Genomic DNA, 26400 nt, shown 5'->3' on the forward strand with positions numbered 1-26400 from the left:
CGCATCTGGTTTGGGACCAGAGGGTCGGGGGTTCGAATCCCTCTTCACCGACCACCTTAAGAAGCCCTAGTCGAAAGACTAGGGCTTTTTTACATCTGAAACTTAGATAACTTGAACAGAGTGGGGTTCGTCTGATGTTCAAAGAATGTCTCTTCACTGATCACTTAAGAAGCCTCAACTAGCCGTCCGCGTCAGAAATGACGGGGCTTCTTACATCTATCTCCCCTTCTTATATAAGACAGATTCCTAACGATCTGCTTGATAATGGTGCTGCTACAGAGTTGCTTTCTTTATCAAATGTACAGTTCTATATCTAATTTCATATAAATGGAGTGCTCAATAATTCGACATATTAATGGGTTTGGTCTAAAGACTTTTATGAAAAGTGAAACCTGACCCTAAATTTGCTCACTAAGGCCTGAATTTGACAGCTTTGTACGCATTTGGTCGTTCAAAAACTCCTCTGATTTATTAGGCCTTTCGTTTGTCTGTTTTGTATTTACCAAAATAATACAGATGGTTAAATGTATGGCTAATTAACGTTTATCTGGTTGTTTTATTTGTTCAAATTAACAAAATTAGCGTTTGTTTCTATAGTGTTAATTGTTTTTTGGAATAATTATTTGTTTTTAGTGGCTGGTAGTGAGATCTGCTTTGAAGCACGGCTTTAACTCTACAAGTAAGTAGTGGTAAGGAGTTTGTGAGTATTTCTTGCCGATAATATAATGTTGATTTTTCTTACTATATGCTCTTTTGGTGAATAGTTATGTGGCACTTTTGCTTGCTAAGCGTTTAATGTCGACTTTTTATCCTATTTTTGTTGCTTTTCTGTGAATTATTTGCCAAATTGTCAACCGTATAAAATATCAGAACAATATTCTGGTAAGAATGGATTCAATTTTGCAGACAGGGCAGAAAGCTGCCAAAGCAGTAGAGGTCTGGTAATGTCACTTTTAGAAGTAAAAAATCTTCGTATCGAATACCCATCTCGTCATGGAGTTCACGCCGCAGTTAAATCACTTTCGTTCAACATTGAACGTGGTGAGATTGTTGGTGTTGTAGGCGAGTCTGGTGCAGGTAAATCAACAGTAGGTAATGCTGTGATCGATTTGCTGAGCCCTCCTGGCCGCATTGCTAGCGGCGAGGTATTTCTGGATGGCGAAAAAGTCTCTGGTTTATCTCCTGAACAGATGCGTTCTGTTCGCGGCTCAAAGATTGGTTTTATCTTCCAAGACCCAATGACTTCTCTTAACCCTCTATTCACAGTAGAACAGCAGTTAAAAGAGACGATTCATGCCAACATGAAGGTTTCGGATCAAGAAGCCTACCAGCGCTCATTAGACTTGATGAACCAAGTGGGTATCCCACAACCAGAAAACCGTTTAAAGCAGTACCCTCACCAATTCTCTGGCGGTATGCGTCAGCGTGTGGTTATCGCGATCGCATTGGCAGGTGAACCTGACCTAATCATCGCAGATGAACCAACAACAGCACTGGATGTTTCTATCCAAGACCAGATCTTGGGTTTGATTCGCGACCTATGTATTAAGAAGAACGTAGGTTGCATGTTGGTCACGCACGACATGGGCGTGGTATCTAACGTTACCGACCGCGTAGCCGTTATGTATCGTGGTGACTTAGTTGAGTTTGGCCCAACAGCGAAAGTTCTGGGTACTCCTGAGCACCCATATACACACAGTCTTATCTCTGCGGTTCCTCGTTCGGATCGCAAACTCGATCGTTTCCCTCTTGTTAGCTACATCGAAGAAGCACAAGAGATGGAACCATTGGATGTGAAGAACCACTGGTTAGGTCAAAGCCAAGATCACCGTGATTACACTGGCCCTCTGTTGAACGTTGAGAACGTAAACTTACGCTTTACTACCAAAGATTCTTTCTTTGAGAGCCGTCGTGAGTACGTTCAAGCATCAAACAACGTGAGCTTTGAAGTGCATGAAGGTGAGACGTTTGGTTTAGTAGGTGAATCAGGTTCAGGTAAATCAACGATTGCTCGTGTGATTGCTGGCTTGTACGCACCAAACTCAGGCAAGGTAACGTTTGAAGGCGTTGATCTTACTGGTCTGAAATCTGAAAAAGAACGTCGCCCTATGCGTCGTCAAATGCAGATGGTTTTCCAAAACCCTTACACATCAATGAACCCTCGAATGAAGATATTCGACATCATTGCTGAACCTATCCGATTCCATAAGCTTACTCGCAACGAAAATGAAACTCGTCAGATCGTGAACGACCTGCTAGAGCACGTGGGTTTAGGCAAAATGGCTGGGGTGAAGTACCCACACGAATTCTCAGGTGGTCAACGTCAGCGTATTTCTATCGCTCGCGCCTTGGCAACTCGCCCTCGTCTTTTGATTTGTGATGAACCAACATCGGCACTGGACGTGTCGGTACAGGCTCAGATTCTTAACCTACTAAAAGACTTACAAGACGAGCTAAACCTAACCATGCTGTTCATCAGTCACGATCTACCGGTTATTCGCCAAATGTGTGACCGTGTTGGTGTGATGCAGATGGGGACATTATTGGAGGTTGCGCCAACGGAGCAGCTGTTCCAATCACCTCAGCATGAATACAGCAAACAACTGATTTCTTTAATGCCTGAATTTACAGGCTTAAGAGAAGAAAAAGCAGTGGCACAAGCCGCGGTATAAAAATCAGCAGGCTGGAGTTTAGCTTGCTAACAACAATAAACAGACGCAAATACAACAACTAGGGATCTGGATTCCCGCATGAAGGAGTTATGCAATGAAAACCATGAAAAGCAAATTAGCAGTAGCTTTAATGGCAGCTGGCCTAAGCTTTAGTGCAGCAGCAGCAGATATTACCGTTGGCTACGCAGCTGACCCAGTATCACTTGACCCGCACGAGCAGCTGTCTGGTGGCACACTGCAAATGTCTCACATGGTGTTTGACCCTCTAGTACGTTTCACTCAAGAGATGGATTTTGAAGGCCGCCTAGCATCTAGCTGGGAGCGTGTTGATGAAACGACTTTCCGCTTCAACCTACGTAAAGGTGTGAAATTCCACTCTGGTAACGAACTGACTGCTGATGATGTTGTGTGGACTTTTGAACGTCTACAAGCTTCTCCAGACTTTAAGTCTATCTTCACGCCATACGAAAAAATGGTAAAAGTGGATGACTACACAGTTGAGCTAGTATCAAAAGCGGCTTACCCACTAGTACTACAAACAGCAACTTACATCTTCCCAATGGACAGCAAGTTCTACTCTGGCCAAACAGCGGAAGGTAAAGACAAGTCTGAGCTAGTTAAGCACGGTAACTCGTTTGCTTCGACTAACGTTTCAGGTACTGGTCCATTTATCGTAACGCAGCGTGAGCAAGGCGTTAAAGTAACGTTCGAGCGTTTCAACGATTACTGGGACACAGAAACTGAAGGCAACGTAGACAAGCTAACACTTGTGCCAATCAAAGAAGACGCGACACGTGTTGCAGCACTTCTTTCTGGCGACGTTGATATGATTCACCCAGTAGCACCAAACGATCACAAGCGTGTTAAAAACGCTAAGAACATCGATCTAGTGACGCTACCTGGTACTCGTATCATCACGTTCCAAATGAACCAAAACAGCAACGAAGCACTTAAAGATGTTCGCGTTCGTCAGGCGATTGTTCACGCAATCAACAACGAAGGTATCGTTAAGAAGATCATGAAAGGCTTCGCAACAGCAGCTGGTCAGCAAAGCCCAACAGGCTACGCGGGTCACAACGAAGACCTAGTTCCTCGTTACGATCTGAAAAAAGCGAAAGAGCTGATGAAAGAAGCGGGCTACGAAGATGGCTTTACGCTAACTATGATGGCTCCAAACAACCGTTACGTGAACGATGCGAAAGTAGCGCAAGCGTCTGCGGCAATGCTGTCTAAGATTGGTATCAAAGTTGATCTTAAAACTATGCCTAAAGCACAGTACTGGCCTGAGTTTGACCTATGTTCAGCAGACATGATGATGATCGGCTGGCACTCAGATACAGAAGATTCAGCTAACTTCAACGAGTTCCTAACTATGACTCGTAACGAAGAGACTGGCCGTGGTCAATACAACTGTTCTGGCTACTCAAACCCAGAAATGGATGCGATCGTAGAAGCTTCTAACACTGAAACTGACCCAGTTAAGCGTGCTGAAATGCTGAAAGGCGTTGAAGCAACACTTTACAACGACGCAGCATTCGTACCGCTACACTGGCAAAGTGAAGCGTGGGGCGCGAAGTCTAACGTAGGTGCAGCAGACGTAGTAAACCCAATGGTTATGCCTTACTTCGGCGACCTAGTTGTAAAATAATCTAGCTTGCTAGAATCGAGAGCCTGAAGCTTTTCAGGCTCTCAAATTATTAAGATATAGATTTAAGTTTCGGTATTTGGTCTTCCTTCAGTCTGGCTAAATACCTTTTTTAAGACTGAATTTTGTTATCTAGTCGCGGATTTCGACTAGATAGTCATGGATAGATAAGGGGCAAGGAATGGTTACGTTTCTGGTCAAGCGCCTGTTTCAGGCACTGATAGTGATGTTTGTGATCAGTTTGGTGGCGTTTGCCATTCAGGATAACCTGGGCGACCCGTTGCGTGAGTTAGTCGGTCAATCTGTTTCAGAATCGGAGCGTCAAGCGCTGCGTGATGAACTCGGCTTAAATGATCCCTTCATTACAAAATACACTCGCTTTGTGGGCGCAGCTCTACAAGGTGATCTTGGTACTTCATATTTCTTTAAACGCCCAGCTGTGGACGTAATCTTAGATAAACTAGTCGCAACGCTTGAGCTTGTGTTCGGCGCTTCTCTGATCATTGTTTGTCTGTCGATTCCACTTGGCGTTTATTCTGCAATACACCCAAAAAGCTTCTTCACTAAACTGGTGATGGCGGGCAGTAGTATCGGCATTTCTGTGCCTGTTTTCTTAACCGCAATCATGTTGATGTATGTATTCTCTATTGAGTTAGGTTGGCTGCCGTCGTTTGGACGTGGTGAGACCGCAAACTGGTTTGGCTGGGAGTCTGGTTTCTTAACGATAGATGGCCTTGCACACTTAGTGCTGCCGAGTATTGCTCTAGCATCTATCATGCTGCCTCTGTTCATTCGTCTAGTACGCTCTGAAATGCTAGAGGTTCTTAGCTCTGAATATATCAAGTTTGGTAAAGCAAAAGGCCTAGCGCTGAACAAGATTTACTACCAACACGCTTTGAAAAACACAATGCTGCCAGTACTAACGGTAGGCGGTGTTCAAATCGGTACTATGGTGGCTTACACCATTCTTACTGAAACTGTATTCCAGTGGCCGGGTACCGGCTTCCTATTCCTTGAAGCGATTAACCGAGTGGATACACCACTGATTACCGCATACGTTATCTTCGTTGGCCTGATCTTCGTAGTAACTAACACCATTGTTGACCTGCTATACGGCATCATTAACCCAACAGTGAACATCACAGGGAAAGGAGCATAATCATGGAACAAACAACAACAGCTCCATCTCGTTGGGAGCGATTCAAGCAGTCAGACATTCTGTACTACTTCTTACGTGACAAAGTGGCAATGGTGAGCTTCGCTATCTTTGCAGCTTTCCTTGTTATGGCATTAGCGGCACCTATTCTAGCGCCAACAGACCCGTATGACGTGACGTCTATCGACATCATGGATTCTGAGTTGCCACCATCTTGGATGGAAGACGGCGAAGAACGCTTCCTACTGGGTACTGATGAGCAGGGTCGTGACATCTTATCTACGATGCTTTACGGCTCGCGTCTGTCATTGACGATCGGTTTCCTAGCGGTAGGTCTTCAGCTGACTCTCGGTATCATCATTGGCTTGTCTGCAGGTTACTTCGGTGGTCGTATTGATAGCTTCCTGATGCGTTTTGCCGATGTTCAGCTTTCGTTCTCAACCATGATGGTTGCGATCATTGTCTCGGCCATCTTTAAGGCGAGTTTCGGTAGTGACTTCTACGCGCAATATGCGGTTGTTATGCTGGTGGTGATCATCGGTATTGCTGAATGGCCGCAGTATGCTCGTACGATTCGTGCATCGGTATTGGCAGAGAAGAAGAAAGAGTACGTAGAAGCGGCACGTGTGATGGGCTTTAGAGCGCCTCGCATCATGTTCCGCCATATTCTGCCTAACTGTTTATCACCGATTTTGGTTATCTCTACGGTACAGGTGGCAAATGCCATCATGTCAGAAGCGGCACTTTCTTTCCTAGGTTTAGGTCTTCCGGTAGACCAACCATCACTCGGTGCCCTGATCAGTACTGGTTTTAACTACATTTTCTCAGGAGCATGGTGGATCACAGCATTCCCAGGTGTGCTTTTGGTAACATTGGTTCTCGTTATTAACCTATTAGGCGACTGGTTACGTGACGTGTTTAACCCGAAAATTTATAAAGGGTGATAGCCCGGTTTGATTTTTAGTAAAAAAAGTCACTAAATTAAGAGCCGTAAGCAATTACGGCTCTTTTTTTGCTTAATGGATCTGGAACTTAGTATTATTGACAGTGTCAATAATAGTTAAAATGGAATTCATGTTTTATCGACATAGATTCGGTAATAATTAGCCCGCAAGGGTTTAAGTGGTGGTTATGAAATTGACAATGAATGCTGTATGTCGTGCTGTGACGAGAAATTATCGTATGGGACTTATCGCTGCATCTCTTTTGGTATCGAGCCAAGTGAATGCAGAGTCGGTTCTATGTGATGCAACTCAGGCAAGCACCAACCAATTACCACAGCTAGAGCAATCATGTCCGATCGGTAAGGGCGTGTGGGGCAGTAAAGCACCAAAACGTCATTCAGATAACGAACTGTTTTGGGTTCAATGTGGCCTGCTGAACAAGCCTTTGTCACTGAGCCGAGCAAAGCCTCTGTATGAGAAGATCTCGACCAACGTTTGGATGAAGCCGGAAGGCGGAGACTACCGTTGCTTAATCGGACCTTATTCTACCTTCTCTGATGCGAGAAAAGACCTAGCTCAGGTGCGTAAGGTTTCTGGTTACGGTGAAGCCTTTATTCGTATGGTCGATAAGTCGAAAACCTCATCACAGCCTATTGTGGCAAAACCAGCAGAGCCAAAAATGGTTAAGCCTAAGGCTCCTGCAAAAGTAGAATCTAAGCCTGCACCGAAACCTGTGGCTGCTAAGCAAGCGGCGGCGGTAACGAGTACTGCTGCTATTCAGACATTACCAAGCGGCAACGTGAGCTCAGACGATGATCTAGAGATCGAGATTCGCGTGAAAGCAGACATTGCGGGTAGCCAATATGCTATTCCTTACCTTCTAGATCATCAACAACAGTTCTACATGGAGCAAGGTAAGCCTTGGAGTCGCCTAGATTACGCCAGTGCTGAGTTAGTGTGTAAGCAGCTCAACATGAAGCTGATGACTGAAAAGCAATGGCAGAGCATCTTAGGTTCGAAGGTAATGGAGAAACAGAACTGGCCAATGCACCTACCTTACTGGGGCGCAGATAAGAAAGGTCTGTTTACCAACGGTAACGTGAATCAACTAAAAGGGTCTTCACTTCTCAATGTGATGTGTGTGAAATAACTCCGACATGCAGCAATACCAAATAAGCCTCAGCCATCGCTGGGGCTTTGTTGTTTATACGCCTCTCTTTTTCAACATCGGTTCGACTTTTAGACACTCGTTCTTCAAGACGAATTTGATTAAAAATCGTTAAAAATTGTTCAAATAGCGCGGCTGATGCGTAGAAAACCATAACTCAAGCAATAAGGTGATTGAGATTATGAGTTTAAAAAAACGATTAGAAGACGTGGCTCCACGCTTTGAAGCCGGAGGGAAGTACGAAAAGCTCTACCCAGTGTATGAAGCTTTCGCGACAATATTCTATACACCCGGAAACGTAAACCGCGGTATAACCCATGTTCGTGACAGCATTGACCTAAAGCGCATCATGATTCTGGTATGGCTGGCGACTTTCCCGGCAATGTTCTGGGGGATGTATAACGTCGGACACCAAAGCGTCCTCGCATTAACCTCCAGCTATCAACTTAACGAACTTGCCTCGGTTATTGAAAGCAGCTGGCGTCTGTCGTGGGCATTTGGTGATGCGCAGTCATTGGTGGCAAGTGGCTGGGAAAGTCAGATGTTGCTTGGTGCACTCTATTTCCTACCCGTTTATGCCACGGTGTTTGTGGTAGGTGGCTTCTGGGAGGTTTTATTTGCCGTTGTACGAAAACATGAGGTGAATGAAGGTTTCTTTGTTAGCTCGGTACTATTCGCACTCATTCTTCCGCCAACCATCCCGCTTTGGCAAGCCGCTTTAGGTATCACCTTTGGTATCGTTGTCGCCAAAGAGCTGTTCGGTGGTACAGGACGAAACTTCTTGAACCCAGCCCTTGCAGGCCGCGCGTTTCTCTATTTCGCCTATCCAGCCAACATGTCGGGTGGGCTTGTGTGGGTTGCCGCTGACGGCTATTCAGGCGCGACACCGCTGAGTCAATGGTATGAAGGCGGCAGCACGTCACTCATCAATAACATGACTGGCGAGGCGATCACCTGGATGGATGCCTTTATCGGTAATATTCCAGGTTCGATGGGTGAGGTGTCGTCACTGCTGATCATGCTGACGGGGTTGATTTTGATTGTGATGAAGATAGCGTCTTGGCGCATTGTCGCCGGTGTGATTGTCGGCCTTGTCGTGACGTCGAGTTTACTGAACTGGATAGGGTCGGATACTAACTCGATGTTTTCGATGCCGTTTTACTGGCACTTTGTGTTGGGTGGTGTTGCCTTTGGTACCTTCTTCATGGCAACAGACCCTGTATCTGCCGCGTTTACCAATCAGAGTAAATGGGCCTATGGGATTTTGATCGGCGTGATGACGGTCGGTATTCGAGTGCTTAATCCAGCCTACCCAGAGGGCATTATGCTGGCTATCTTGTTCGCCAACCTGTTCGCTCCGCTATTCGACGTTGTAGTGAAAGAGCAGAACATTAAACGAAGACTTAAACGGACATCGCGCTAATCTAGGTGATTAAAAGTGAAAGTGACTCCCATAAGAAAGGCTTGCATTGATGCAAGCCTTTCAATTTTTATCGCGATTGATTTGAGGTTGATTTAACTCCACTTCAAATCAATCTCGAAAGGCTGTGTGCTACCACAGTGTTCACCACACATTTCGTCATAAGCACTGTTATGGATGAGGGTAGCCGAGGCTACGCCTTGATCACTGAAGTGGTCGCGTGCTTGATTAACACTCAAAAACTTCATTGGGTGCTGATGGTCGTCCTTAATTAACTGCTTTTGCTCGCCAACGATTTGGTAAGCCAAGTAAATCCCGCCTTCAAATGATTCAATTAATAGATTCATAACAAACTCCATTGCTGTTCTAGATAGGTGGATATTTGTGTTACGTCGAATCGAGAACCAGGGTTCAAAGCGGACATAAAAAAAGCAGGCACAAGGCCTGCTTCTAAAGAGTGCTCAACTAAGACGTTGATTATCTCATGGTAACAAACTCTTCGCTGCCCGTTGGGTGAATCGCCACAACAGAGTCGAAGTCTGCTTTGGTTGCGCCCATCTTCATTGCAACGCCGAAGCCTTGAATCATTTCATCAACCGTGAAGCCGATGCCGTGTAGGCCAACGACAGTCTCTTCTTCGCCAGCACATACTAGCTTCATCTTACAAGGTTGACGGTGCTTGGTTACTGCTGTGTACATCGCAGTGAAGCCCGATGTGTAAACCTTGATGTTGTCTTTGCCGTACTTCTCTTCAGCTTCTTGGGTCGTAAGACCGATCGTGCCGATAGGTGGGTGGCTGAATACAACAGTAGGCACTAGCTTGTAGTCCATTTTTGCGTTGGTTTGACCGTTGAATAGACGTTCAGAAAGCTGACGACCTGCTTTAACAGCAACAGGAGTTAGCTCGATACCGCCTTCCATGATGTCGCCAACACAGTAGATGCCAGGAACATTAGTCGCTTGGAACTCGTCTACCTTGATGTAGCCACGATCGTTCGTCTCAACGCCAGTTGATGCTAGGTTGATAGCGTCAGTTGCTGGATGGCGACCGATAGCCCAGATTAGGTGGTCAACGTTTTGAGTGTTGCCGTTCTCTAGGTGTAGAGTCAGTGTGCCATCCGCTTCTTTCACAACTTCTTTAGGCACTGAGTGCGTGTGAAGTGTTGGACCTTCTGCTTCCATTACTTCTACTAGCGTTTCGATGATCATTGGATCGAAGCTACGTAGTGGAGATTCTTTACGACAGAACAAGTGTGTTTCTGTGCCTAGTGCGCTTAGTACACCTGCGATCTCAACTGCGATGTAGCCAGCACCGATAACCGCAACGCGTTTTGGTTGCTCCATTAGGTCGAAGAAGCCATTTGAGTCGATGCCGTATTCTGCACCTGGGATGTTTGGAATTGTTGGACGACCACCTACCGCGATCAGGATGTGATCAGCGGTGTAGTGTTCACCGTTAACTTCAACGGTCTTTACGTCAACACCTTCCCCTGAAACAAAGCGCGCAAAGCCTTTGATTACGTTTACTTTGTTGTTACCTAGTACGCGGTCGTAAGATTGGTGGATACGACCAATGTACGCTTGGCGGTTTTCAATCAGCTTGCTCCAGTTAAAGCTTTTTACTTCAACGTCGAAGCCGTAATCTTCAGAGTATAGGTTGATCGCTTCAGCAACTTGAGCGCCGTGCCACATTACCTTTTTAGGAACACAACCAACGTTTACACAAGTACCACCAAGGTCTTGAGCTTCGATAAGTGCAACCTTTGCACCGTGCATTGCTGCGCGGTTTGCTGATGCGATGCCGCCTGAACCGCCGCCGATACAGATGTAATCAAAATGAGTCGCCATTACTTTCTCCATTTATTGAAGGCTGTGGGTACAGTGAGCGCACTGAACACCTACGTCCTATAGATTCTTAAATTGTATAATTATTATATTGAGGGCAGATCGGTTGAACTCAATCTCCCTGTTTAAAATTTATTCGTGTACGTCACAATCTGCTTAATATTTGTCAGAGCATGACGTTAAGTTCGAGATTACTCGGGTACGATCCACTCTACTTTGAAGTGACCGGTCGCCGGCGCAATTGCTTCCTTCAAGAATGGAAGAATCTCTTTCATTTGGCTTTCTAGCTTCCAAGGCGGGTTGATCACAATCATGCCTGATGCTGTCATGCCGCGCTCGTTGGTGTCTGGTGATACGCCAAGTTCGATTTGTAGAATCTTGTTGATGCCTAAGCCTTCGAGACCTTCGATCATATCTTCGATATCGCAGCGATTTACTACCGGGTACCAAATTGCGTAGATACCGGTTGCCCAGCGCTTGTGGCTTTGAGCGATTGCAGTCACGACATCACGGTACTCTTTTGCCAGCTCGTAAGGCGGGTCGATCAGTACTAAACCACGACGTTCTTTTGGTGGCAGGCTGCCCTTTAAGCGCTTAAAACCATCTTCTTTGTAGATAGATACCTGACGATCACGGTGGAACTCTTGCTCAAGCAGCGGGTGATCGGCTGGGTGAAGCTCAGTCAGTACCATGCGGTCTTGGTCACGCAGGTGTGCACGTGCAACACGTGGAGAGCCCGGGTAGTAACGCAGTTTCTCGCCATTATTGAGAATGGAAATAGACTCAAGGTAGCTTTGAATGTCTTCAGGAAGGTCTGTTTGCTCCCACACACGAGCAATACCTTGCTTGTATTCACCGGTTTTTTCAGACCATTCATGCGTTAAGTCGTAACGACCTACACCAGAGTGAGTGTCATGATAAACAAAAGGCTTATCCTTCTGTTTCAAAGAATTAAGAATAAGGCTCTGTACGATATGCTTTACTACGTCGGCATGGTTACCTGCGTGGAAGCTGTGGCGATAACTTAACAAATTAAACTCTCGTAACACTCTCGATTTAGAGTGTGGTTAGTGTAGGTGGGGTTAATCAGACCATTATAACCCTCAATGGACCATAAATTCTCGAACAATTCAGGGACAGTCGTTCGCAATATGTGGTTAGTTATTGGTTCTACTATTGAAATTTGCCTTATTGGGCACTATTTAATAACTATTCGCAGGTGATTTTTTTAGGGCGAACCTGAGCCTGATGACTGTAAGACGACCTCATTACAAAAAAGACGAAAGTCTCTAAAGCCAAAGGAATGTTTATATGTCTAATCCGCTATTAACCTTCACGGACTTACCTCCGTTTTCACAGATCAAGCCAGAGCACGTAAAGCCTGCAGTTGAGCAAGTGATTGAAGCGTGTCGCAACAAGATAGAACAAGTACTTGAAGGTAATACTTCACCAAGCTGGGACAACCTAGTTGCTCCAATTGAAGAAGTGGATGATCGTTTAGGTCGCATTTGGTCACCTGTAAGCCATATGAACTCTGTCGTGAACAGTGACGAACTGCGTGAAGCGTATGAGAGCTGCTTACCTGTGCTATCTGAATACGGCACTTGGGTTGGCCAACACAAAGGCTTGTTCGAAGCGTATAAAGCGATCAAGGCGAGTGAAGCATTCTCTGCACTGAACCGAGCTCAACAAAAAACTATTACCGACGCACTGCGCGACTTTGAATTGTCGGGCATTGGCTTACCTGCAGATGAACAGCATCGTTACGGCGAGATCAGCAAGCGCCAGTCTGAGTTAGGCTCTCAATTCTCAAATAACGTGCTTGATGCAACCATGGGTTGGAGCAAGCAGATCACAGACGTAGCTGAGCTGGCAGGTATGCCTGAATCAGCACTGGCGGCAGCTCAAGCGGCGGCTGAGTCTAAAGAGCAAGAAGGCTACCTACTGACTTTAGATATCCCATCATACCTACCTGTGATGACCTACTGTGATAACCAAGAACTGCGTAAAGAGCTTTATGAAGCGTACGTAACGCGCGCTTCAGATCGCGGTCCAAACGCAGGTAAGTGGGACAACACTGAGATCATCACCGAGCAGCTTAAACTGCGTCACGAGATCGCTCGCATGTTGGGTTTCAGCACTTACAGCGAGAAATCACTGTCGACCAAGATGGCTGAGACGCCAGATCAGGTTCTTGGCTTCCTGAACGACCTAGCAGTAAAAGCAAAACCACAAGGTGAGCGTGAAGTTGAAGAGCTACGCCAGTTTGCTGAGAAAGAATTTGGTGTCTCTGAGCTAAACCTGTGGGACATCGCTTACTACAGTGAGAAACAAAAACAGAAACTGTTCGAGATCTCTGATGAAGAGCTTCGTCCTTACTTCCCAGAATCTAATGTGGTTTCAGGTCTGTTTGAGGTACTGAACCGCGTGTTTGGTATGTCGGTAACAGAGCGTCAAGGCGTAGACACTTGGCATGAGTCAGTGCGTTTCTTTGATATCTTTGATGCGACTGGAACACTGCGTGGTAGCTTCTACCTAGATCTATACGCACGTGAACACAAACGTGGTGGCGCTTGGATGGATGACTGTCGTGGTCGTCGCATTACCGAATCCGGCGAGCTACAGACCCCGGTTGCTTACCTAACGTGTAACTTCAATAAGCCAGTTGGTGATAAGCCAGCACTGTTTACTCACGATGAAGTGGTGACCTTGTTCCACGAATTCGGTCACGGTATCCACCACATGCTGACGCAAGTAGAAGCGGGCGCAGTTGCGGGTATCAATGGCGTGCCTTGGGATGCGGTTGAATTACCAAGTCAGTTCCTAGAAAACTGGTGTTGGGAAGAAGAAGCGCTGTCGTTCATCTCTGGTCACTTCGAAACGGGTGAAGCGCTACCAAAAGAGATGCTAGAGAAGATGCTAGCGGCGAAGAACTTCCAATCTGCGATGTTTATCCTGCGTCAGCTAGAGCTTGGTTTGTTCGATTTCACGCTACACACAGAATACGACCCTGAAGTGGGTGCTCGCGTACTAGAAACGCTAGCGGATGTTAAGTCTAAGGTGTCGGTACTGCCAAGCCTAGATTGGAACCGTTTCTCACACAGCTTTGGTCACATCTTTGCTGGTGGTTACAGCGCGGGCTACTACAGCTACCTGTGGGCAGAAGTGCTATCGGCAGATGCGTTCTCAGCATTTGAAGAAGAGGGTATCTTCAACACTGAAACGGGTAATCGCTTCCTGAACAACATCCTTGAAATGGGTGGCAGTGAAGAGCCAATGGAGCTGTTCAAACGCTTCCGTGGTCGTGAGCCACAAATCGACGCAATGCTGCGCCACGCGGGAATCAACGCATAATCACGGTAACTATCTAGTTTATTGCGAAAAGAGCCTCTAGTTAGAGGCTCTTTTTTTGTCTGTGCGTTATGCCAAGCAAGGCGAATCAATGTTATGGATTCACATTGCGGTTGATAGGGTTCTGCAATGAAATCAGTGTCTCTGTCGACTGAACTTCATCGATCGCTTGCAGCTTATCGATCAATACAAACTGCAGCTCTTCTATCGACTTACACATCAGCTTTACAAAGATATTGTAAGCACCAGTGGTGTAGTACGCCTCAACCACTTCGTCTAAGGCATTCAGCTTAGCGATCGCCGAGTGGTAATCTTTGGCAGCATTAAGGTTGATGCCAATAAAGCAACACACGTCGTAACCCAGTTTTTTGGTGTTTACCACAACTTCCGTTCGCTCGATAATGTCTGCCGATCTCATCTTTTCGATGCGAACGTGAATCGTCGCAGGGCTGACATCGAACTGCTTTGCCATTTCAGCGTAAGGAGTTCGTGCATCTTCCATCAAGGTTTTGAGAATGGCACGGTCTAGATCATCTAGACGAGCTGTGGTTGTGGACATGCATAATCCTTAGGTTGAATGAAAAACATACCGGCTTGAGTACACATCATAGCCAAGGGTGATAATATTAGCAGTAACTATAGGGTTAGGGTGAATTCAGTGCGATTTTCGTTATTTTTTATTGTGATGTGTTGGAGTGTTTTTGCTTCAGCTCAGGCAAAAGATGTGTTGGTTATTCACTCTTATCATCAAGGCTTTTTCTGGACAGATGATTTCCATAAAGGACTATCTGATGAGCTCGATCGCGATGGGTTATCTTACCGGGTTGTTTATCTCGATACCAAGCGAACTCAAAACGCTGAATACTTAGAGCGAATTTATCAGCTATACCGCACTAAGCTGTCGCATGAAGAGTTTGCCGCTGTAGTCGTCAGTGATAATAACGCCCTCAATCTGATGAAACGCTTAGCGCCCGAACTCAATGGCACGCCCGTTATTTTTGGCGGCATCAACAATTTTTCTCCGCAAATGATTGAAGGCTTGCACGCAACCGGTATCACTGAAGATATTGATATGGCGAGCAATATTGAGCTGATCAATCGACTTCAATCGACGGTTAAAAAAGTTTACGTGGTTACCGATCACTCGGTAACGGGTGAAGCTATTCGCGCTCAAGTGGATTTATTTCTACAAAAACGCCCTGAGTTTTCTGGGATGGTGGAGCAATATACGCCTGATTCTTATCAAGAACTGATGACGTTCGCGCAACGCGCTGATCTAACTAAAAGCTTGTTGTTCTGGGCCTACTACCGCGACATCAATGGTCGGGTCAGCAGCAAAGAAGACTGGCGTCAGCTCAACAAAAAAACTCAGATGCCATTGTATGTTGTGCATGATTTAGGACTTGGGTTTGGTGCGATTGGTGGCGTGATCCACAGTGGAGAAACGCAAGGTCGAGACACGGGGCGCGTGCTGTTGAGCGTGCTGAACAATCCTAAGGCTCCATTGCCATTGGTGGTTGCTGGCGCGCCAGAAATCAAACTCGATTACCAACAGATCTCACGTTGGGATTTGGGTGCAGAGAATGAAGCCTCAGTAACCTTCCTCAATAAGCCGAAGTCATTCTTAATGCGCTATCGCGATGAAATTCGCACCATCGGTTTAATGTTCTTGAGCATGTCGTGTGTTATCGCGGTGTTGGTGTATTACCTTAACCGTCTGAAGAAGAGCGAACGTGCAAGTCGCCAAAGCCAACGACTGTTGGAGTCGATATTTGATCAGAGCCTGCAATTTATGGGCATCATTGATAAGGGTGGCGTGCTGCTGTCGAGTAACAGCAAGTTACATGAGCTGCTTTATAATCAAGGCTATAAACTGGGAACGCCGCTGCAACAACACCAACATTGGGAAAGTTCTGCGCGAGAAGTGCTAGCCGAATATTTCATCGCAAAAAGTGAGCACCCAGCCTTACGATTTGAAGCCGAGGTGTGGTGTCGAGATCGCGGTGCGATGGTGTTGGATATTTCATTGAAGCCGATGCCGGGCAGTGAAGACGAAGACATTCAGTTTCTCTTTGAGGCGCGCGACGTGACCTCACGTAAGCTTGCTGAGAATAAGCTGTTCCAACGTGAAGCAAACTTGAAGCTGTATTACGACAAACAGCCGGTGATGATGATTACGCTCGATGGCAATAATCGCATTCAACAAGTGAACCAGTTTGCCGAAGAGCTTTTGGGATACCCTCTCGATCAGTTGTTGGGCCATCGCCCTAGAGAATTCTATGTTGATGAGAACGCGATGATTCCTCGTCATATCTTGCTGCAACCTCAGCATAAGATTCGTGGTGTGTGGCGTCGTGATATCGAATATCGCCATGCCGACGGCAGCAAGAGCTGGATTCGTGAAAATATCCGCCCGTTGGTGGAGTCTGATCAGCTGTTGATTGTGGGTGAAGACATCACCGAAACGCACGAGCTTTCTGAAAAGCTAGAGTATCAGGCTCGCTATGACCTACTGACTGACACCTTTAACCGCAACCACTTTGAGCAAGAGCTGCAAAAGGCGCTGAAAGAGGTTGAGAGCCACATGCGAACTCACGCAATGTTGTTCCTAGATTTGGATCAGCTGAAAGTGCTGAACGATACCGCAGGACATGAAGCGGGTGATGCTGCGATCTTGTTTAGCGCCAAACTGCTAGAAGACGTACTGCCTTACAATGCGGTGTTAGCGCGAATGGGTGGTGATGAGTTTGCTGTGCTGATGAAAGACTGTACTGAACGAGATGCGGTGAATGTGTGTCGCAGTATTATCTCGATGATGAGTGAGAATCCATTCTTGTGGGATGATATTCGACTCAACCTGACGTGCTCTATCGGTATTCGATTGATCGACCATACAGCAGCTTCACCACAGATGGTGCACGCTCAGGCGGATGCAGCTTGTCATGCCGCTAAAGAAGAAGGTCGCAATCGCTATCATCTTTACCATCAAGATGATGAAGACCTGCGTCGTCGCCATCTTGAGATGGAGTGCGTTAACCTAGTGCATGAGGCCTTGGCTAACGATCGCTTAGAGTTGTTTGCGCAGCGAATTCTTGGCCTAGATGAAGACAGCGATAAAATGCACTTTGAAATCTTGGTCCGCATCAAGAACATCCAAGGGGAATACATCTCCCCGGGGATCTTCATGCCAGCCTCAGAGCGTTATAACATCGCGCATTTGATTGACCGCCAAGTCGTCAGTCAAACCTTGGGTTGGTTGGAGCAACGCCCTGAGGTTATTGAGGAACTGGGGATGTGTTCAATCAATCTTTCCGGTCACTCGATGGGTAACCGTGAGTTTGTCGAATTTTTGATAGATAGCCTGAGCGATTCATCGATACCGTGTCATAAGATTTGTTTAGAGATCACCGAAACAGCGGCCATGAGTAACATGAAGCAGGCGATCAAGTTCTTCACTCGAATCAAAGAGCTTGGCTGCATGATTGCATTGGATGATTTTGGCTCAGGGCTATCGTCATTTGGCTATCTGAAAAAGCTGCCTGTCGATATTGTGAAGATCGATGGCTTGTTTGTACGTGATATTGATGTGAATGAGATGGACCATGTGATGGTTCGCTCGATCAATGATCTTGCCAAGCAGATGGGCAAGCACACCGTGGCTGAGTTCGTTGAAAATACCCAGATTATCGACAAGCTTATCGAACTGGGTGTGAACTACGCGCAGGGCTACATCATAGGGCGACCTAAGCCACTCGCAGAGCTTGTTGAAGAGTTAAGACAAGAGCGAGAGACAGAGCCATTGGTTTAGGTAAGCCGACTTTAGCTGGGAATACTTTTCACCGCTAATATGTATTGTTGAGGCAATCAGGTAAACTGGTTGCCTCTTTTGTTTTGAATACTACTGTCTGTTGGAGACGACCTTGCAACTACAACTGATTTGCGAAGATGCTACCCAAATCGATCATTTGAATGACTTAGCGACCCGCTGGAACTTATCTCATGATGAAAGCAGTGATTTTGCTTTGGTACTGACTAGTGAGCGACTTGAGCTACGTAAAGTCGATGAGCCTAAGCTTGGCGCTATCTTTGTTGATTTAGTGGGAGGCGCTGTTGGTCACCGACGTAAGTTTGGCGGTGGTAAAGGTCAGGCGATTGCCAAAGCAGCTGGTTTAAACAAAGGCGCAACGCCAACTATTCTTGATGGTACTGCAGGCTTAGGGCGCGATGCGTTTGTGTTGGCTTCTCTAGGTTGTAAGGTGCAAATGGTCGAGCGTCATCCAGTTGTGGCTGCACTGCTTGATGATGGCTTGCAGCGAGCGCAACAAGACCCAGACATCGGTGGTTGGGTAAGTGAGCGTATGAAGCTGATTCACGCATCCAGTCACGATGCGTTGGATAAGCTCAGCAACGATCCTGACTTCGAACAGCCAGACGTGGTGTACCTCGACCCAATGTACCCACACCCAGAGAACAAAAAGAAATCGGCTTTGGTTAAAAAAGAGATGCGCGTATTCCAATCTTTGGTGGGTGCCGATCTGGATGCTGATGGTCTATTTGAGCCGGCGATGAAATTGGCATCGAAGCGAGTTGTGGTTAAAAGACCGGATTACGCTGCTTGGTTAGACGAACAAAAACCGAGCATGGCGATTGAAACCAAAAAGAACCGTTTTGACGTCTATGTGAAAGCATCAATGACTTAATTGAAGCATCAATAACTTAGATACACGCTAAGAAAATTTCCCGTCATAAATACGATAAATTGCCATTTAACACTTGCGATAGTCGCGTTACGGATGTATATCTAACTAAGAATCATTATTATTCTTAGCTGGAGTTGAAGCATGGCTAAACGCTTTTGTAAGTTAAACCGTCGAGATATTACCGAACACTTGGGCGAGATCCACAGCTTAGTGACTGAACCTAAGTTCGTGTGTCGTTCTTGCGCGCGTTCTTCGGCGGATCAAGCGAATCTATGCAAACCCACCGCAATTCCACCTCTTGGTTGTCAAAACAAACCCGTTGAAGAGAAAGTCGCATGCGGCCTGCTAGCGGAAACATTACCTGCACCAGAACTGTCGCTTGCGGAAATCAACGAGGCAATTGAACCGAGCGTACAAATGTTCGATCCAGCCGCCGCTGATATGGCCCCTGAGCTTGCCAAAAAAGAAGCCGCACAGAAAAAAGCCAAGCTGAAAAAACTGATGGCGAAGGCGAGCGGTGATGAGAAAGCTGAACTCAAACAAGCGAAGAAAGCGGCTAAGAAACAAGAGAAGTACAATAAGAAACTGGCGAAGATGATTAAGAAGCAGCAAAAGCTGTTTAAGAAAAGTCAGAAGCTGGAAAGTGAATTGGAACGAATCAACCTACAACTTGATGATGTTGCCTTCACTGAAACCAAGACTCAGGTAGTGAGCCACAATCAAATCCACTGAAGTTGATTTGAATGGTTTATTGCTACAGCGATGATTTAAAAAGAGCGACCTTAGGTCGCTCTTTTGCTTTTTGGGGTTATCCGAGCTGACTCATGTAGCTTGTTCAAATCAGCTAAGCGTTGCTTGCGGATCTTGCTACGCGCTTCTTCACCCACGTCTCATTGACGAATAAAGAGAATAAGATAACGGCGCCACCAATAGACAAGCGAACCAAATCGACATCTCTGTTCCAAATCAGGATATTCACCACCAGACCAGCAGGAACCAAGGCATTGTTCATCACTGCCAGCGCGCCAGCATTCACCATGCACGCGCCTTTATTCCACATAAAGTAACCCAGCCCCGACGCAATCAAGCCAAGGTAGATCAGGATTCCCCATTGAAGTGTGGTGGTGGGCAGTTTCTCTGGGTTGCCTAGTAGCATGAAAGCCACTGACGCGACACATAGCGCCCCTAAGTAGAAGTAACCAAATACGGTTCGCTGAGGCAACTCGGTCGATTCCTTCTCCATCACCACCTTGTAGCCCACCTGACCAATAGCAAAGCACAGGTTCGCGCCTTGCACGACGAGGAAGCCGACTAAAAAGTTTTCGTTAATACCTGCGAACTTAATGAATACCGCGCCCAATACCGCAATTGCCGCTGTCACTAGGTACCACGGAGAGAATTGCCCTTTGAGAAAGTCATAAATAAGCGTGACGTAAATTGGGGTAAAGACAGTAAACAAAAGGACTTCAGGAACGGATAGCAGTAAGAAAGACTGATAGTAGAAGCAGTACATCAGGCCAAGCTGGATACCACCAATTGCCATCAATTTAGCGATCAGCTTACGCGATACGCCGCGAAACTTTAGGAAAGGAAGAAATACGACGCCAGCAAGGGCAACACGCATTAAAACAGAGAACCAAGAATCAACCTGACCCGCAAGGTAAACGCCGATCAGGCTAAAGGAGAAGGCCCATAGGAGGGTAACACCAGCTAAATAGCTCATAGTAAAACTTCGTTAATAAGATATGAGCTGTATGTTACCTAACCTTAAATCATTAGTCTTCTGAATCTCTTAGAGGCACGACCAGCATATCAACCGGAGAGGCGTTGATCAGTTGGCGTGTTGAAGAGAGCAGCTTGCTCCAAAAGTCTTGATGGTGACCGCAAACCACGAGATCAACATTGAACTCGTTGATGGTGTCACACAGCTCATGACTCAAATCACCACTGCCTACTAGGGTATGGGTGATCGGGTATTGGGCGTGCTCCGCAAAATTTTGCAGCTGAATACGAGACGCTTCCATCGCGTTGTGCTGGGTTTCGGCCATGTTGATATCAATCAGGCCGGTATACAGCTCTGCGTAGTTAATATCGATATGGATAAAAGAGACTTTGGCTTCCAATGGCTTAGCCAATGCTACCGCTTTATCCACAATTAATTTGCTGTCTTCTGATAAATCTACCGCGACCAAAATATGTTTGTAACTCATATCGCTACCTCCTTTATTCATTGTCTGATTTAAGATTAGCACTATGCGATGGCTTTTTTTGCTGAAGTGATCTCATATCCACTGTCTTGCGTAATGACAGCTCGAAATATTGGTTAACTAATGGCCTGCGAGATATTCATTAAATAGTGATATAGTAGAGAAAATTGAGGATGTAATTAGGAGTCTTAAATGCTGTCAAAAACTATGGTTGAGCAACTGAATGATCAAATTAACCTAGAATTTTTCTCATCCAATCTATACTTACAAATGAGTGCTTGGTGTGAAGACAAAGGATTTGAAGGTGCAGCAGAGTTTCTGCGTGTTCATGCAGTAGAAGAAATGGAACATATGCAGCGTCTTTTCACTTACGTAAGCGAAACAGGTGCAATGCCAATTCTGGGTGCGATTGAAGCACCGAAACACGAATTCGAAAGCCTTGGTGCAGTGTTCCGTGAAACTTATGAACATGAGCAGATGATTACTGAAAAGATCAACAAACTGGCTCACGTTGCTTTCAGCACACAAGACTACTCAACCTTTAACTTCCTGCAATGGTACGTTGCAGAGCAACACGAAGAAGAGAAGTTGTTTAAAGGTGTATTGGATAAGCTAGAGCTTGTTGGTGAAGACGGTAAAGCACTGTTCTTTATTGATAAAGACCTAGCGCAATTGGCAAAAGATGGTTCATCTTCAATTATGGAAGCTCCTGCCGTTTAGGTAGTACGAGAAAGACACTGATTATCTTTTTCTTTTGAGTTTTCTTATGAAGATGTAGGGAGGAAAGGATGATCAGCGGCGACACTATTCTATTTGCACTAATGGTTGTGACTTGCGTGAACTGGGCGCGTTATTTTACTGCGCTAAGAACGCTCATTTATATTATGCGAGAAGCGCATCCTCTACTTTATCAACAAGTAGACGGAGGCGGTTTTTTCACAACCCATGGCAATATGACCAAACAGGTTCGCCTGTTCAGTTACATCAAAAGCAAAGAGTATCACCATCATCATGACGAAGTTTTTACTTCGAAGTGCGATCGCGTAAGACAGTTATTCATACTCTCTTCCGCTCTGCTAGGTGTAACCTTGCTGTCTTCTTTCATCGTCTGAGTTTTTAGTACGTGTGAAGTAGAGCTTAGGTTCTGGTGTGAAGCTTCGGTTGTTGGTTCGCTAAGTTAAGTAGTGGTTTTGCTGCTGTCTGCTAATTGTACAATTGAACATCAATTGCAAAGTTTAAAATTGCCGCTAAAATAGCGAGCAATTAGTAAGGATGTGCTGTTTATGCACATCCTTTTTTATTGATGGCATTTCGAGAACAGGGTGTACTCGGGCTGCAAAAGTGAAGAAAAGCAGAACCACATGAGTGAAAAATTTGATGTAATCGTAATTGGTGCGGGCGCCGCAGGCTTAATGTGTGCTGCGGAAGCGGGTAAACGCGGCCGACGAGTGCTGGTGGTTGATCATGCAAAGAAACCAGGCAGAAAAATTTTAATCTCAGGTGGCGGTCGTTGTAACTTCACTAACTATGATGTTTCAGCCAACAACTTCCTGTGTAACAACCCTCATTTCGTGAAGTCAGCTTTATCTCAATACACCAACTGGGATTTTATCTCGATGGTGAGCAAGTACGGTATTGAGTTCGAAGAGCGAGACCACGGCCAATTGTTCTGTGTAAATGACCACACTGCAAAAGACATCGTGAGCATGCTGCTTGACGAGTGTAAGCAGGCGAAAGTTGAACAACGCTACCGTTGTGATGTTCACTCCATCGAAAAAACAGACGCTGGCTTTAAGATGCACCTTAATACCGACGAAGTTGAGTGTGACTCACTGGTTGTGGCGACGGGCGGTTTATCGATGCCGAAACTAGGTGCGACGCCATTTGGCTATAAGATTGCCGAGCAGTTTGGCTTGTCTGTGATGCCGACTACAGCCGGTTTGGTGCCATTTACTCTGCATAAAGAAGACAAAGAAGCCTTTGCTGAGCTTTCAGGAATCGCTATTCCTGCCGAGATCACCGCGCAAGATGGAACCTTGTTCAAAGAAGCGTTGCTGTTTACTCACCGCGGCCTATCGGGTCCTTCAGTTCTGCAAATTTCTTCGTTCTGGAAAGCGGGTCAGTCGGTTTCGATTAATCTAGTACCTGAAGTCGATGTAGCTGAGCTGCTGGCTAACTCTCGCGAGAAGCACCCAAATCAGAGCCTGAAAAACACCTTGGCGAAAGCACTGCCGAAGCGTTTTGTGGAAGTGTTGATTGATCGTAAAGAGCTGGAAGACAAGCCGCTTAAGCAGTTCAACGAAAAGCAGCTGAATGACATTGTAGAGCATCTAGAGAACTGGAAAATTGCACCAAACGGCACGGAAGGTTACCGAACAGCGGAAGTGACTCTAGGTGGCGTGGACACCAATCACCTATCTTCAAAAACCATGGAATGTAAGAGCGTGTCTGGCCTCTATTTCATTGGTGAAGTGATGGACGTAACCGGTTGGTTAGGCGGCTATAATTTCCAATGGTGTTGGAGTTCTGGCTTTGCAGCAGGTCAGTGGGTTTAAGCTTTTAGCTTACTCACTAGATTTTAAATTATATAAAAATGGCGAGTCATACGACTCGCCATTTTTGTATCTAATATTTTGTTCTAGCTCTAGACTCGACTTTATCGATAGCTTTTCGTGCTCAATCGAATCTTTTAGCTCTTATTTACGCAGCTTTTTTTTTGAAAACTTGATCTGTTGAATCACCAAGCCAGCAATGATCAGTACCAAACCAAACAGTGTTGCAGGGTGAATCTCTTCGCCAATGATGGTTGAAAGTAGCATCAGTGAGATAAACGGTGACGCAAAAATCAGGTTGCTGATACGCGCCGTATTGTTGGTTAGCTTGAGTGCTGATAGCCACAACACAAAGGTAATGCCCATCTCGAACAGACCAACGTAAGTCACCGCCATCCAACCCTTCGCTGTGATTTGGCTAAAGCTTTCACCTTCGTAAAGGGTTAAACCGATCGCAAATGGTAATGCCACTAAGAAACCAAGCAGCACGCCAACCACTGGGTCAGCCTTGTTTTTGGTGTTGAGAATCCAATATCCCGCCCAAAGCAGAGTAGAAAGCAGCGCTAGCGCCACACCGAGTGGGCTGTCGAACTGCATTCCTAACACGTCGCCTTTGGTGGCAATAACTACCACACCCGCATAGCTGAAGGTACACGCAATCCAATCTTGCTTACGAATCTTTTGCCCCAGAAAAACCGCCGCCATTAAGGTTAGCGTGATAGCCCAGCTGTAGTTGATGGCTTGAGCTTGAGAAGCGGGCAGCAGGTCGTAGGCTTTGAATAGAATCAGGTAATAGGCCAATGGGTTAACCAAGCCGAGCAGCAGGTAATACCAAGGGTTTGAAAGGAACGTTGTACTCAGCTGAGAAAGCTTGCCTTGAAAAGCGCAGACTGCGATCAGTGCAATCGACGACACAATGCTAGCGATGGTCAGCATTTGAATAGGTGAAAACTCAGCAAGGGTCAGCTTAAAAGCGGTAGCGACCGTTGACCACAGCAGTACTGCGGAAAGGCCAAAGCCCAAGGCACGACGTTCGTTCATGGCAACTCATTCTAATTTGATGGGACAGAATACGGAGCGCCTAGTCTATCTGTCGAATTTTAATACGGCAAACTGGACATTTATCCAGTATCAAAATACCATTTAATGAGTTATTTCCAATTAGGCTAAATCATTATCATGCAATGGATTATCGAACATCAGGCAACGCTTATTGCTGCAATTTCTGGCGCGCTCGTCAGCGGCGGTGTCGTGGGTTGGTGGATTAAACAGAAGCTCTCTTTTCAGCAGCGATTGCTCGAGCAGCAGCTAGAGTCCGATCGTTTGTTGCATGAATCTCAGCAAGCTCAGCTCAAAGCATCACTCGCAGAGGCGCAACAAGAGCTCGATGAGTTAGATGATGACCGAGACAAAGCGGCATTCGAGCTCAAGCAGGCGCACGGTAAGGTGATGGCTGCAATGGAAAAACTGCGCTACTTTGAGGCGGTAAAGCAAGAGCGCCAGCAGTACGCTGATGAGATCAATGTGCTTAAAGATCATAAGTCTGAATTAGAAGCCGAGCTGCGCGAGCAAGAAGCAAGGCATGACCAAGAAAACCTCGCCAATAGCGAAAAGCTGCAGTTGCTAGAGCAAGCTGAATCACGACTTAAGCAGCAGTTTGAATTGTTAGCGAACCAACTGTTTGAAACCAAAACCGCCAAGGTCGATCAGCAGAATAAGCAGAGCCTAGAAGGTTTGTTGTCTCCACTAAGAGAGCAGTTGGAAGGCTTTAAGAAACAAGTGAACGACAGCTTCAGCCAAGAAGCCAAAGAGCGTCATACTTTGGTGCATGAGCTTAAAAACCTGCAGCGTCTTAATGAGAGTATGACGCGTGAAGCGGTGAACCTGACTCAAGCGCTAAAGGGTGACAACAAACAACAAGGTAACTGGGGCGAGGTGGTGCTGGCTCGCGTGCTTGCTGAATCAGGACTGCGCGAAGGCCACGAATACCAAACGCAAGTGAACCTGCAAAACGATGCGGGCAAGCGTTACCAGCCAGATGTGATTGTGCATCTGCCACAAGACAAGCAAGTGGTGGTGGATTCAAAAATGGCTTTGGTGGCGTTTGAGCGTTACTTCAATGCTGAAACTGATCAACAACGTGATGCCGCATTACGTGATCACTTGGCTTCATTGCGCGCGCATATTAAAGGCTTGAGCCAGAAGGATTATCATCAACTCAAAGGCATACAGAGCTTGGATTATGTGTTGATGTTTATTCCGGTAGAACCTGCGTTTCAGGTGGCGATTCAAGCCGACCCTAGCTTAGTTAAAGATGCGATGGAGCAAAACATTATCTTGGTTAGCCCAACCACCTTGCTGGTGGCACTGCGTACCATTGATAACCTGTGGCGTAACGACAGACAGAACCAGAACGCACAGGTTATCGCAGAACGTGCGAGCAAGCTTTACGACAAGCTGCGCCTGTTTGTTGATGATATGGAAGGCCTTGGCAGCTCACTTGATAGAGCAAACCAAAGTTATCAAGGGGCGATGAATAAGCTAGTCACAGGGCGAGGCAACGTGATTCGTCAGGCCGAAAGCTTCAAGCAATTGGGTGTTGAAGTGAAGAAACCGATCTCGATTGGTTTGGCCGAAATGGCGCAAAATGAGGCTTTTTCAGAAAATGCCTCCTTAGTAGAAAGACAACCCGCTGAGGATAAAGTAAACTAATCGGCCGCAGCGCCTCTAAACACGGAGC

General features: G+C 46.1%; 21 protein-coding genes. 14 read left to right on the forward strand and 7 right to left on the reverse strand.

From position 1 onward, the window contains the following. The first annotated feature begins 944 nt into the window (after window positions 1-944). From AB6E30_RS16820 to AB6E30_RS16845, 6 genes are all read left to right on the forward strand, one after another. Entirely contained in the window at window positions 945-2672 is a 1728-nt protein-coding gene (locus AB6E30_RS16820; protein ID WP_017060132.1) for an ABC transporter ATP-binding protein, read from the forward strand. A gap of 94 nt (window positions 2673-2766) precedes the next feature. Further along, on the forward strand, window positions 2767-4320 hold the full coding sequence (locus AB6E30_RS16825; protein ID WP_017060133.1) for an ABC transporter substrate-binding protein: 1554 nt from the start codon (window positions 2767-2769) through the stop codon (window positions 4318-4320). Window positions 4321-4498: 178 nt separating this feature from the next. Next, window positions 4499-5476, forward strand: a complete 978-nt coding sequence (locus AB6E30_RS16830; protein WP_008218600.1) for an ABC transporter permease — start codon at window positions 4499-4501, stop codon at window positions 5474-5476. A gap of 2 nt (window positions 5477-5478) precedes the next feature. After that, a complete protein-coding gene (locus AB6E30_RS16835) occupies window positions 5479-6417 on the forward strand; it encodes an ABC transporter permease (protein WP_017060135.1) in 939 nt (312 codons plus the stop codon). A 187-nt stretch (window positions 6418-6604) separates the two neighbouring features. After that, complete coding sequence (locus tag AB6E30_RS16840) at window positions 6605-7567, forward strand: SPOR domain-containing protein (RefSeq protein WP_372104528.1); 963 nt, start codon at window positions 6605-6607, stop codon at window positions 7565-7567. A gap of 199 nt (window positions 7568-7766) precedes the next feature. Further along, window positions 7767-9008: an NADH:ubiquinone reductase (Na(+)-transporting) subunit B gene (locus AB6E30_RS16845; protein ID WP_372104531.1), complete on the forward strand. Its 1242-nt coding sequence runs from the start codon at window positions 7767-7769 to the stop codon at window positions 9006-9008. A 92-nt stretch (window positions 9009-9100) separates the two neighbouring features. Here the strand turns inward: AB6E30_RS16845 and AB6E30_RS16850 are convergent, their stop codons facing one another. The 3 genes from AB6E30_RS16850 to AB6E30_RS16860 all read right to left on the reverse strand — a co-directional run bounded on the left by AB6E30_RS16850 (window position 9101) and on the right by AB6E30_RS16860 (window position 11881). Then, a complete protein-coding gene (locus AB6E30_RS16850) occupies window positions 9101-9352 on the reverse strand; it encodes a DUF6482 family protein (RefSeq protein WP_017631990.1) in 252 nt (83 codons plus the stop codon). Window positions 9353-9482: 130 nt separating this feature from the next. Continuing rightward, window positions 9483-10853: a glutathione-disulfide reductase gene (gene gorA / locus AB6E30_RS16855; RefSeq protein ID WP_372104533.1), complete on the reverse strand. Its 1371-nt coding sequence runs from the start codon at window positions 10851-10853 to the stop codon at window positions 9483-9485. Between the two features lie 188 nt (window positions 10854-11041). Beyond that, window positions 11042-11881, reverse strand: coding sequence for a 23S rRNA (adenine(2030)-N(6))-methyltransferase RlmJ (locus AB6E30_RS16860; protein ID WP_017060143.1), 840 nt, complete (start codon window positions 11879-11881; stop codon window positions 11042-11044). A gap of 280 nt (window positions 11882-12161) precedes the next feature. Between AB6E30_RS16860 and prlC the strand changes: the two genes are divergently transcribed. Continuing rightward, window positions 12162-14204 (forward strand): oligopeptidase A, encoded by a 2043-nt coding sequence (gene prlC, locus AB6E30_RS16865; protein ID WP_017071475.1) that lies wholly within the window; start codon window positions 12162-12164, stop codon window positions 14202-14204. Between the two features lie 91 nt (window positions 14205-14295). Here prlC and asnC read toward each other — a convergent pair whose 3' ends face one another. Beyond that, window positions 14296-14760 carry a transcriptional regulator AsnC gene (gene asnC / locus AB6E30_RS16870; protein WP_008218581.1) on the reverse strand — a complete coding sequence of 155 codons (465 nt, stop codon included), beginning with the start codon at window positions 14758-14760 and terminating at the stop codon, window positions 14296-14298. Window positions 14761-14886: 126 nt separating this feature from the next. On the opposite strand from asnC, the gene AB6E30_RS16875 reads away from it, so the two are divergent. From AB6E30_RS16875 to AB6E30_RS16885, 3 genes are all read left to right on the forward strand, one after another. Next, the gene (locus AB6E30_RS16875) at window positions 14887-18009 is read left to right on the forward strand and encodes an EAL domain-containing protein (protein WP_372104544.1); all 3123 of its coding nucleotides are present in this window, start codon (window positions 14887-14889) and stop codon (window positions 18007-18009) included. Window positions 18010-18121: 112 nt separating this feature from the next. Further along, window positions 18122-18901, forward strand: coding sequence for a class I SAM-dependent methyltransferase (locus tag AB6E30_RS16880; protein ID WP_017060146.1), 780 nt, complete (start codon window positions 18122-18124; stop codon window positions 18899-18901). Window positions 18902-19042: 141 nt separating this feature from the next. Continuing rightward, complete coding sequence (locus AB6E30_RS16885; protein ID WP_017060147.1) at window positions 19043-19633, forward strand: hypothetical protein; 591 nt, start codon at window positions 19043-19045, stop codon at window positions 19631-19633. Between the two features lie 112 nt (window positions 19634-19745). Here the strand turns inward: AB6E30_RS16885 and AB6E30_RS16890 are convergent, their stop codons facing one another. After that, window positions 19746-20624 carry a carboxylate/amino acid/amine transporter gene (locus tag AB6E30_RS16890; protein ID WP_017060148.1) on the reverse strand — a complete coding sequence of 293 codons (879 nt, stop codon included), beginning with the start codon at window positions 20622-20624 and terminating at the stop codon, window positions 19746-19748. A 52-nt stretch (window positions 20625-20676) separates the two neighbouring features. Beyond that, the gene (uspA, locus tag AB6E30_RS16895) at window positions 20677-21111 is read right to left on the reverse strand and encodes a universal stress protein UspA (protein WP_017060149.1); all 435 of its coding nucleotides are present in this window, start codon (window positions 21109-21111) and stop codon (window positions 20677-20679) included. 189 nt (window positions 21112-21300) lie between these two features. Here uspA and ftnA point away from each other — a divergent pair, with 189 nt between their 5' ends. The 3 genes from ftnA (at window position 21301) to AB6E30_RS16910 (ending at window position 23663) form a co-directional block, all read left to right on the forward strand. Next, window positions 21301-21828: a non-heme ferritin gene (gene ftnA, locus AB6E30_RS16900; protein WP_017066029.1), complete on the forward strand. Its 528-nt coding sequence runs from the start codon at window positions 21301-21303 to the stop codon at window positions 21826-21828. A 68-nt stretch (window positions 21829-21896) separates the two neighbouring features. After that, window positions 21897-22220: a universal stress protein UspB gene (uspB, locus tag AB6E30_RS16905; protein ID WP_009848060.1), complete on the forward strand. Its 324-nt coding sequence runs from the start codon at window positions 21897-21899 to the stop codon at window positions 22218-22220. 249 nt (window positions 22221-22469) lie between these two features. Then, window positions 22470-23663 carry an NAD(P)/FAD-dependent oxidoreductase gene (locus AB6E30_RS16910; protein ID WP_050053166.1) on the forward strand — a complete coding sequence of 398 codons (1194 nt, stop codon included), beginning with the start codon at window positions 22470-22472 and terminating at the stop codon, window positions 23661-23663. A 141-nt stretch (window positions 23664-23804) separates the two neighbouring features. Here AB6E30_RS16910 and AB6E30_RS16915 read toward each other — a convergent pair whose 3' ends face one another. After that, window positions 23805-24701 (reverse strand): DMT family transporter, encoded by an 897-nt coding sequence (locus AB6E30_RS16915; RefSeq protein WP_372104536.1) that lies wholly within the window; start codon window positions 24699-24701, stop codon window positions 23805-23807. Between the two features lie 138 nt (window positions 24702-24839). Here AB6E30_RS16915 and rmuC point away from each other — a divergent pair, with 138 nt between their 5' ends. Continuing rightward, window positions 24840-26372: a DNA recombination protein RmuC gene (gene rmuC, locus AB6E30_RS16920; RefSeq protein ID WP_017070099.1), complete on the forward strand. Its 1533-nt coding sequence runs from the start codon at window positions 24840-24842 to the stop codon at window positions 26370-26372. Window positions 26373-26400: the final 28 nt, after the last annotated feature.

This window comes from Vibrio sp. 10N.247.311.12, from assembly GCF_041467515.1.
Lineage (GTDB): Bacteria > Pseudomonadota > Gammaproteobacteria > Enterobacterales > Vibrionaceae > Vibrio > Vibrio crassostreae_C.

What these genes read in the sequence shown, in the direction of transcription:
- AB6E30_RS16820 (WP_017060132.1), top strand. Translation starts at nt 945, where the DNA reads ATGTCACTTTTAGAAGTAAAAAATCTTCGTATCGAATACCCATCTCGT.
- AB6E30_RS16825 (WP_017060133.1), top strand. Translation starts at nt 2,767, where the DNA reads ATGAAAACCATGAAAAGCAAATTAGCAGTAGCTTTAATGGCAGCTGGC.
- AB6E30_RS16830 (WP_008218600.1), top strand. Translation starts at nt 4,499, where the DNA reads ATGGTTACGTTTCTGGTCAAGCGCCTGTTTCAGGCACTGATAGTGATG.
- AB6E30_RS16835 (WP_017060135.1), top strand. Translation starts at nt 5,479, where the DNA reads ATGGAACAAACAACAACAGCTCCATCTCGTTGGGAGCGATTCAAGCAG.
- AB6E30_RS16840 (WP_372104528.1), top strand. Translation starts at nt 6,605, where the DNA reads ATGAAATTGACAATGAATGCTGTATGTCGTGCTGTGACGAGAAATTAT.
- AB6E30_RS16845 (WP_372104531.1), top strand. Translation starts at nt 7,767, where the DNA reads ATGAGTTTAAAAAAACGATTAGAAGACGTGGCTCCACGCTTTGAAGCC.
- AB6E30_RS16850 (WP_017631990.1), bottom strand. Translation starts at nt 9,352, where the DNA reads ATGAATCTATTAATTGAATCATTTGAAGGCGGGATTTACTTGGCTTAC.
- gorA (WP_372104533.1), bottom strand. Translation starts at nt 10,853, where the DNA reads ATGGCGACTCATTTTGATTACATCTGTATCGGCGGCGGTTCAGGCGGC.
- prlC (WP_017071475.1), top strand. Translation starts at nt 12,162, where the DNA reads ATGTCTAATCCGCTATTAACCTTCACGGACTTACCTCCGTTTTCACAG.
- asnC (WP_008218581.1), bottom strand. Translation starts at nt 14,760, where the DNA reads ATGTCCACAACCACAGCTCGTCTAGATGATCTAGACCGTGCCATTCTC.
- AB6E30_RS16875 (WP_372104544.1), top strand. Translation starts at nt 14,887, where the DNA reads ATGTGTTGGAGTGTTTTTGCTTCAGCTCAGGCAAAAGATGTGTTGGTT.
- AB6E30_RS16885 (WP_017060147.1), top strand. Translation starts at nt 19,043, where the DNA reads ATGGCTAAACGCTTTTGTAAGTTAAACCGTCGAGATATTACCGAACAC.
- AB6E30_RS16890 (WP_017060148.1), bottom strand. Translation starts at nt 20,624, where the DNA reads ATGAGCTATTTAGCTGGTGTTACCCTCCTATGGGCCTTCTCCTTTAGC.
- uspA (WP_017060149.1), bottom strand. Translation starts at nt 21,111, where the DNA reads ATGAGTTACAAACATATTTTGGTCGCGGTAGATTTATCAGAAGACAGC.
- ftnA (WP_017066029.1), top strand. Translation starts at nt 21,301, where the DNA reads ATGCTGTCAAAAACTATGGTTGAGCAACTGAATGATCAAATTAACCTA.
- uspB (WP_009848060.1), top strand. Translation starts at nt 21,897, where the DNA reads ATGATCAGCGGCGACACTATTCTATTTGCACTAATGGTTGTGACTTGC.
- AB6E30_RS16910 (WP_050053166.1), top strand. Translation starts at nt 22,470, where the DNA reads ATGAGTGAAAAATTTGATGTAATCGTAATTGGTGCGGGCGCCGCAGGC.
- AB6E30_RS16915 (WP_372104536.1), bottom strand. Translation starts at nt 24,701, where the DNA reads ATGAACGAACGTCGTGCCTTGGGCTTTGGCCTTTCCGCAGTACTGCTG.
- rmuC (WP_017070099.1), top strand. Translation starts at nt 24,840, where the DNA reads ATGCAATGGATTATCGAACATCAGGCAACGCTTATTGCTGCAATTTCT.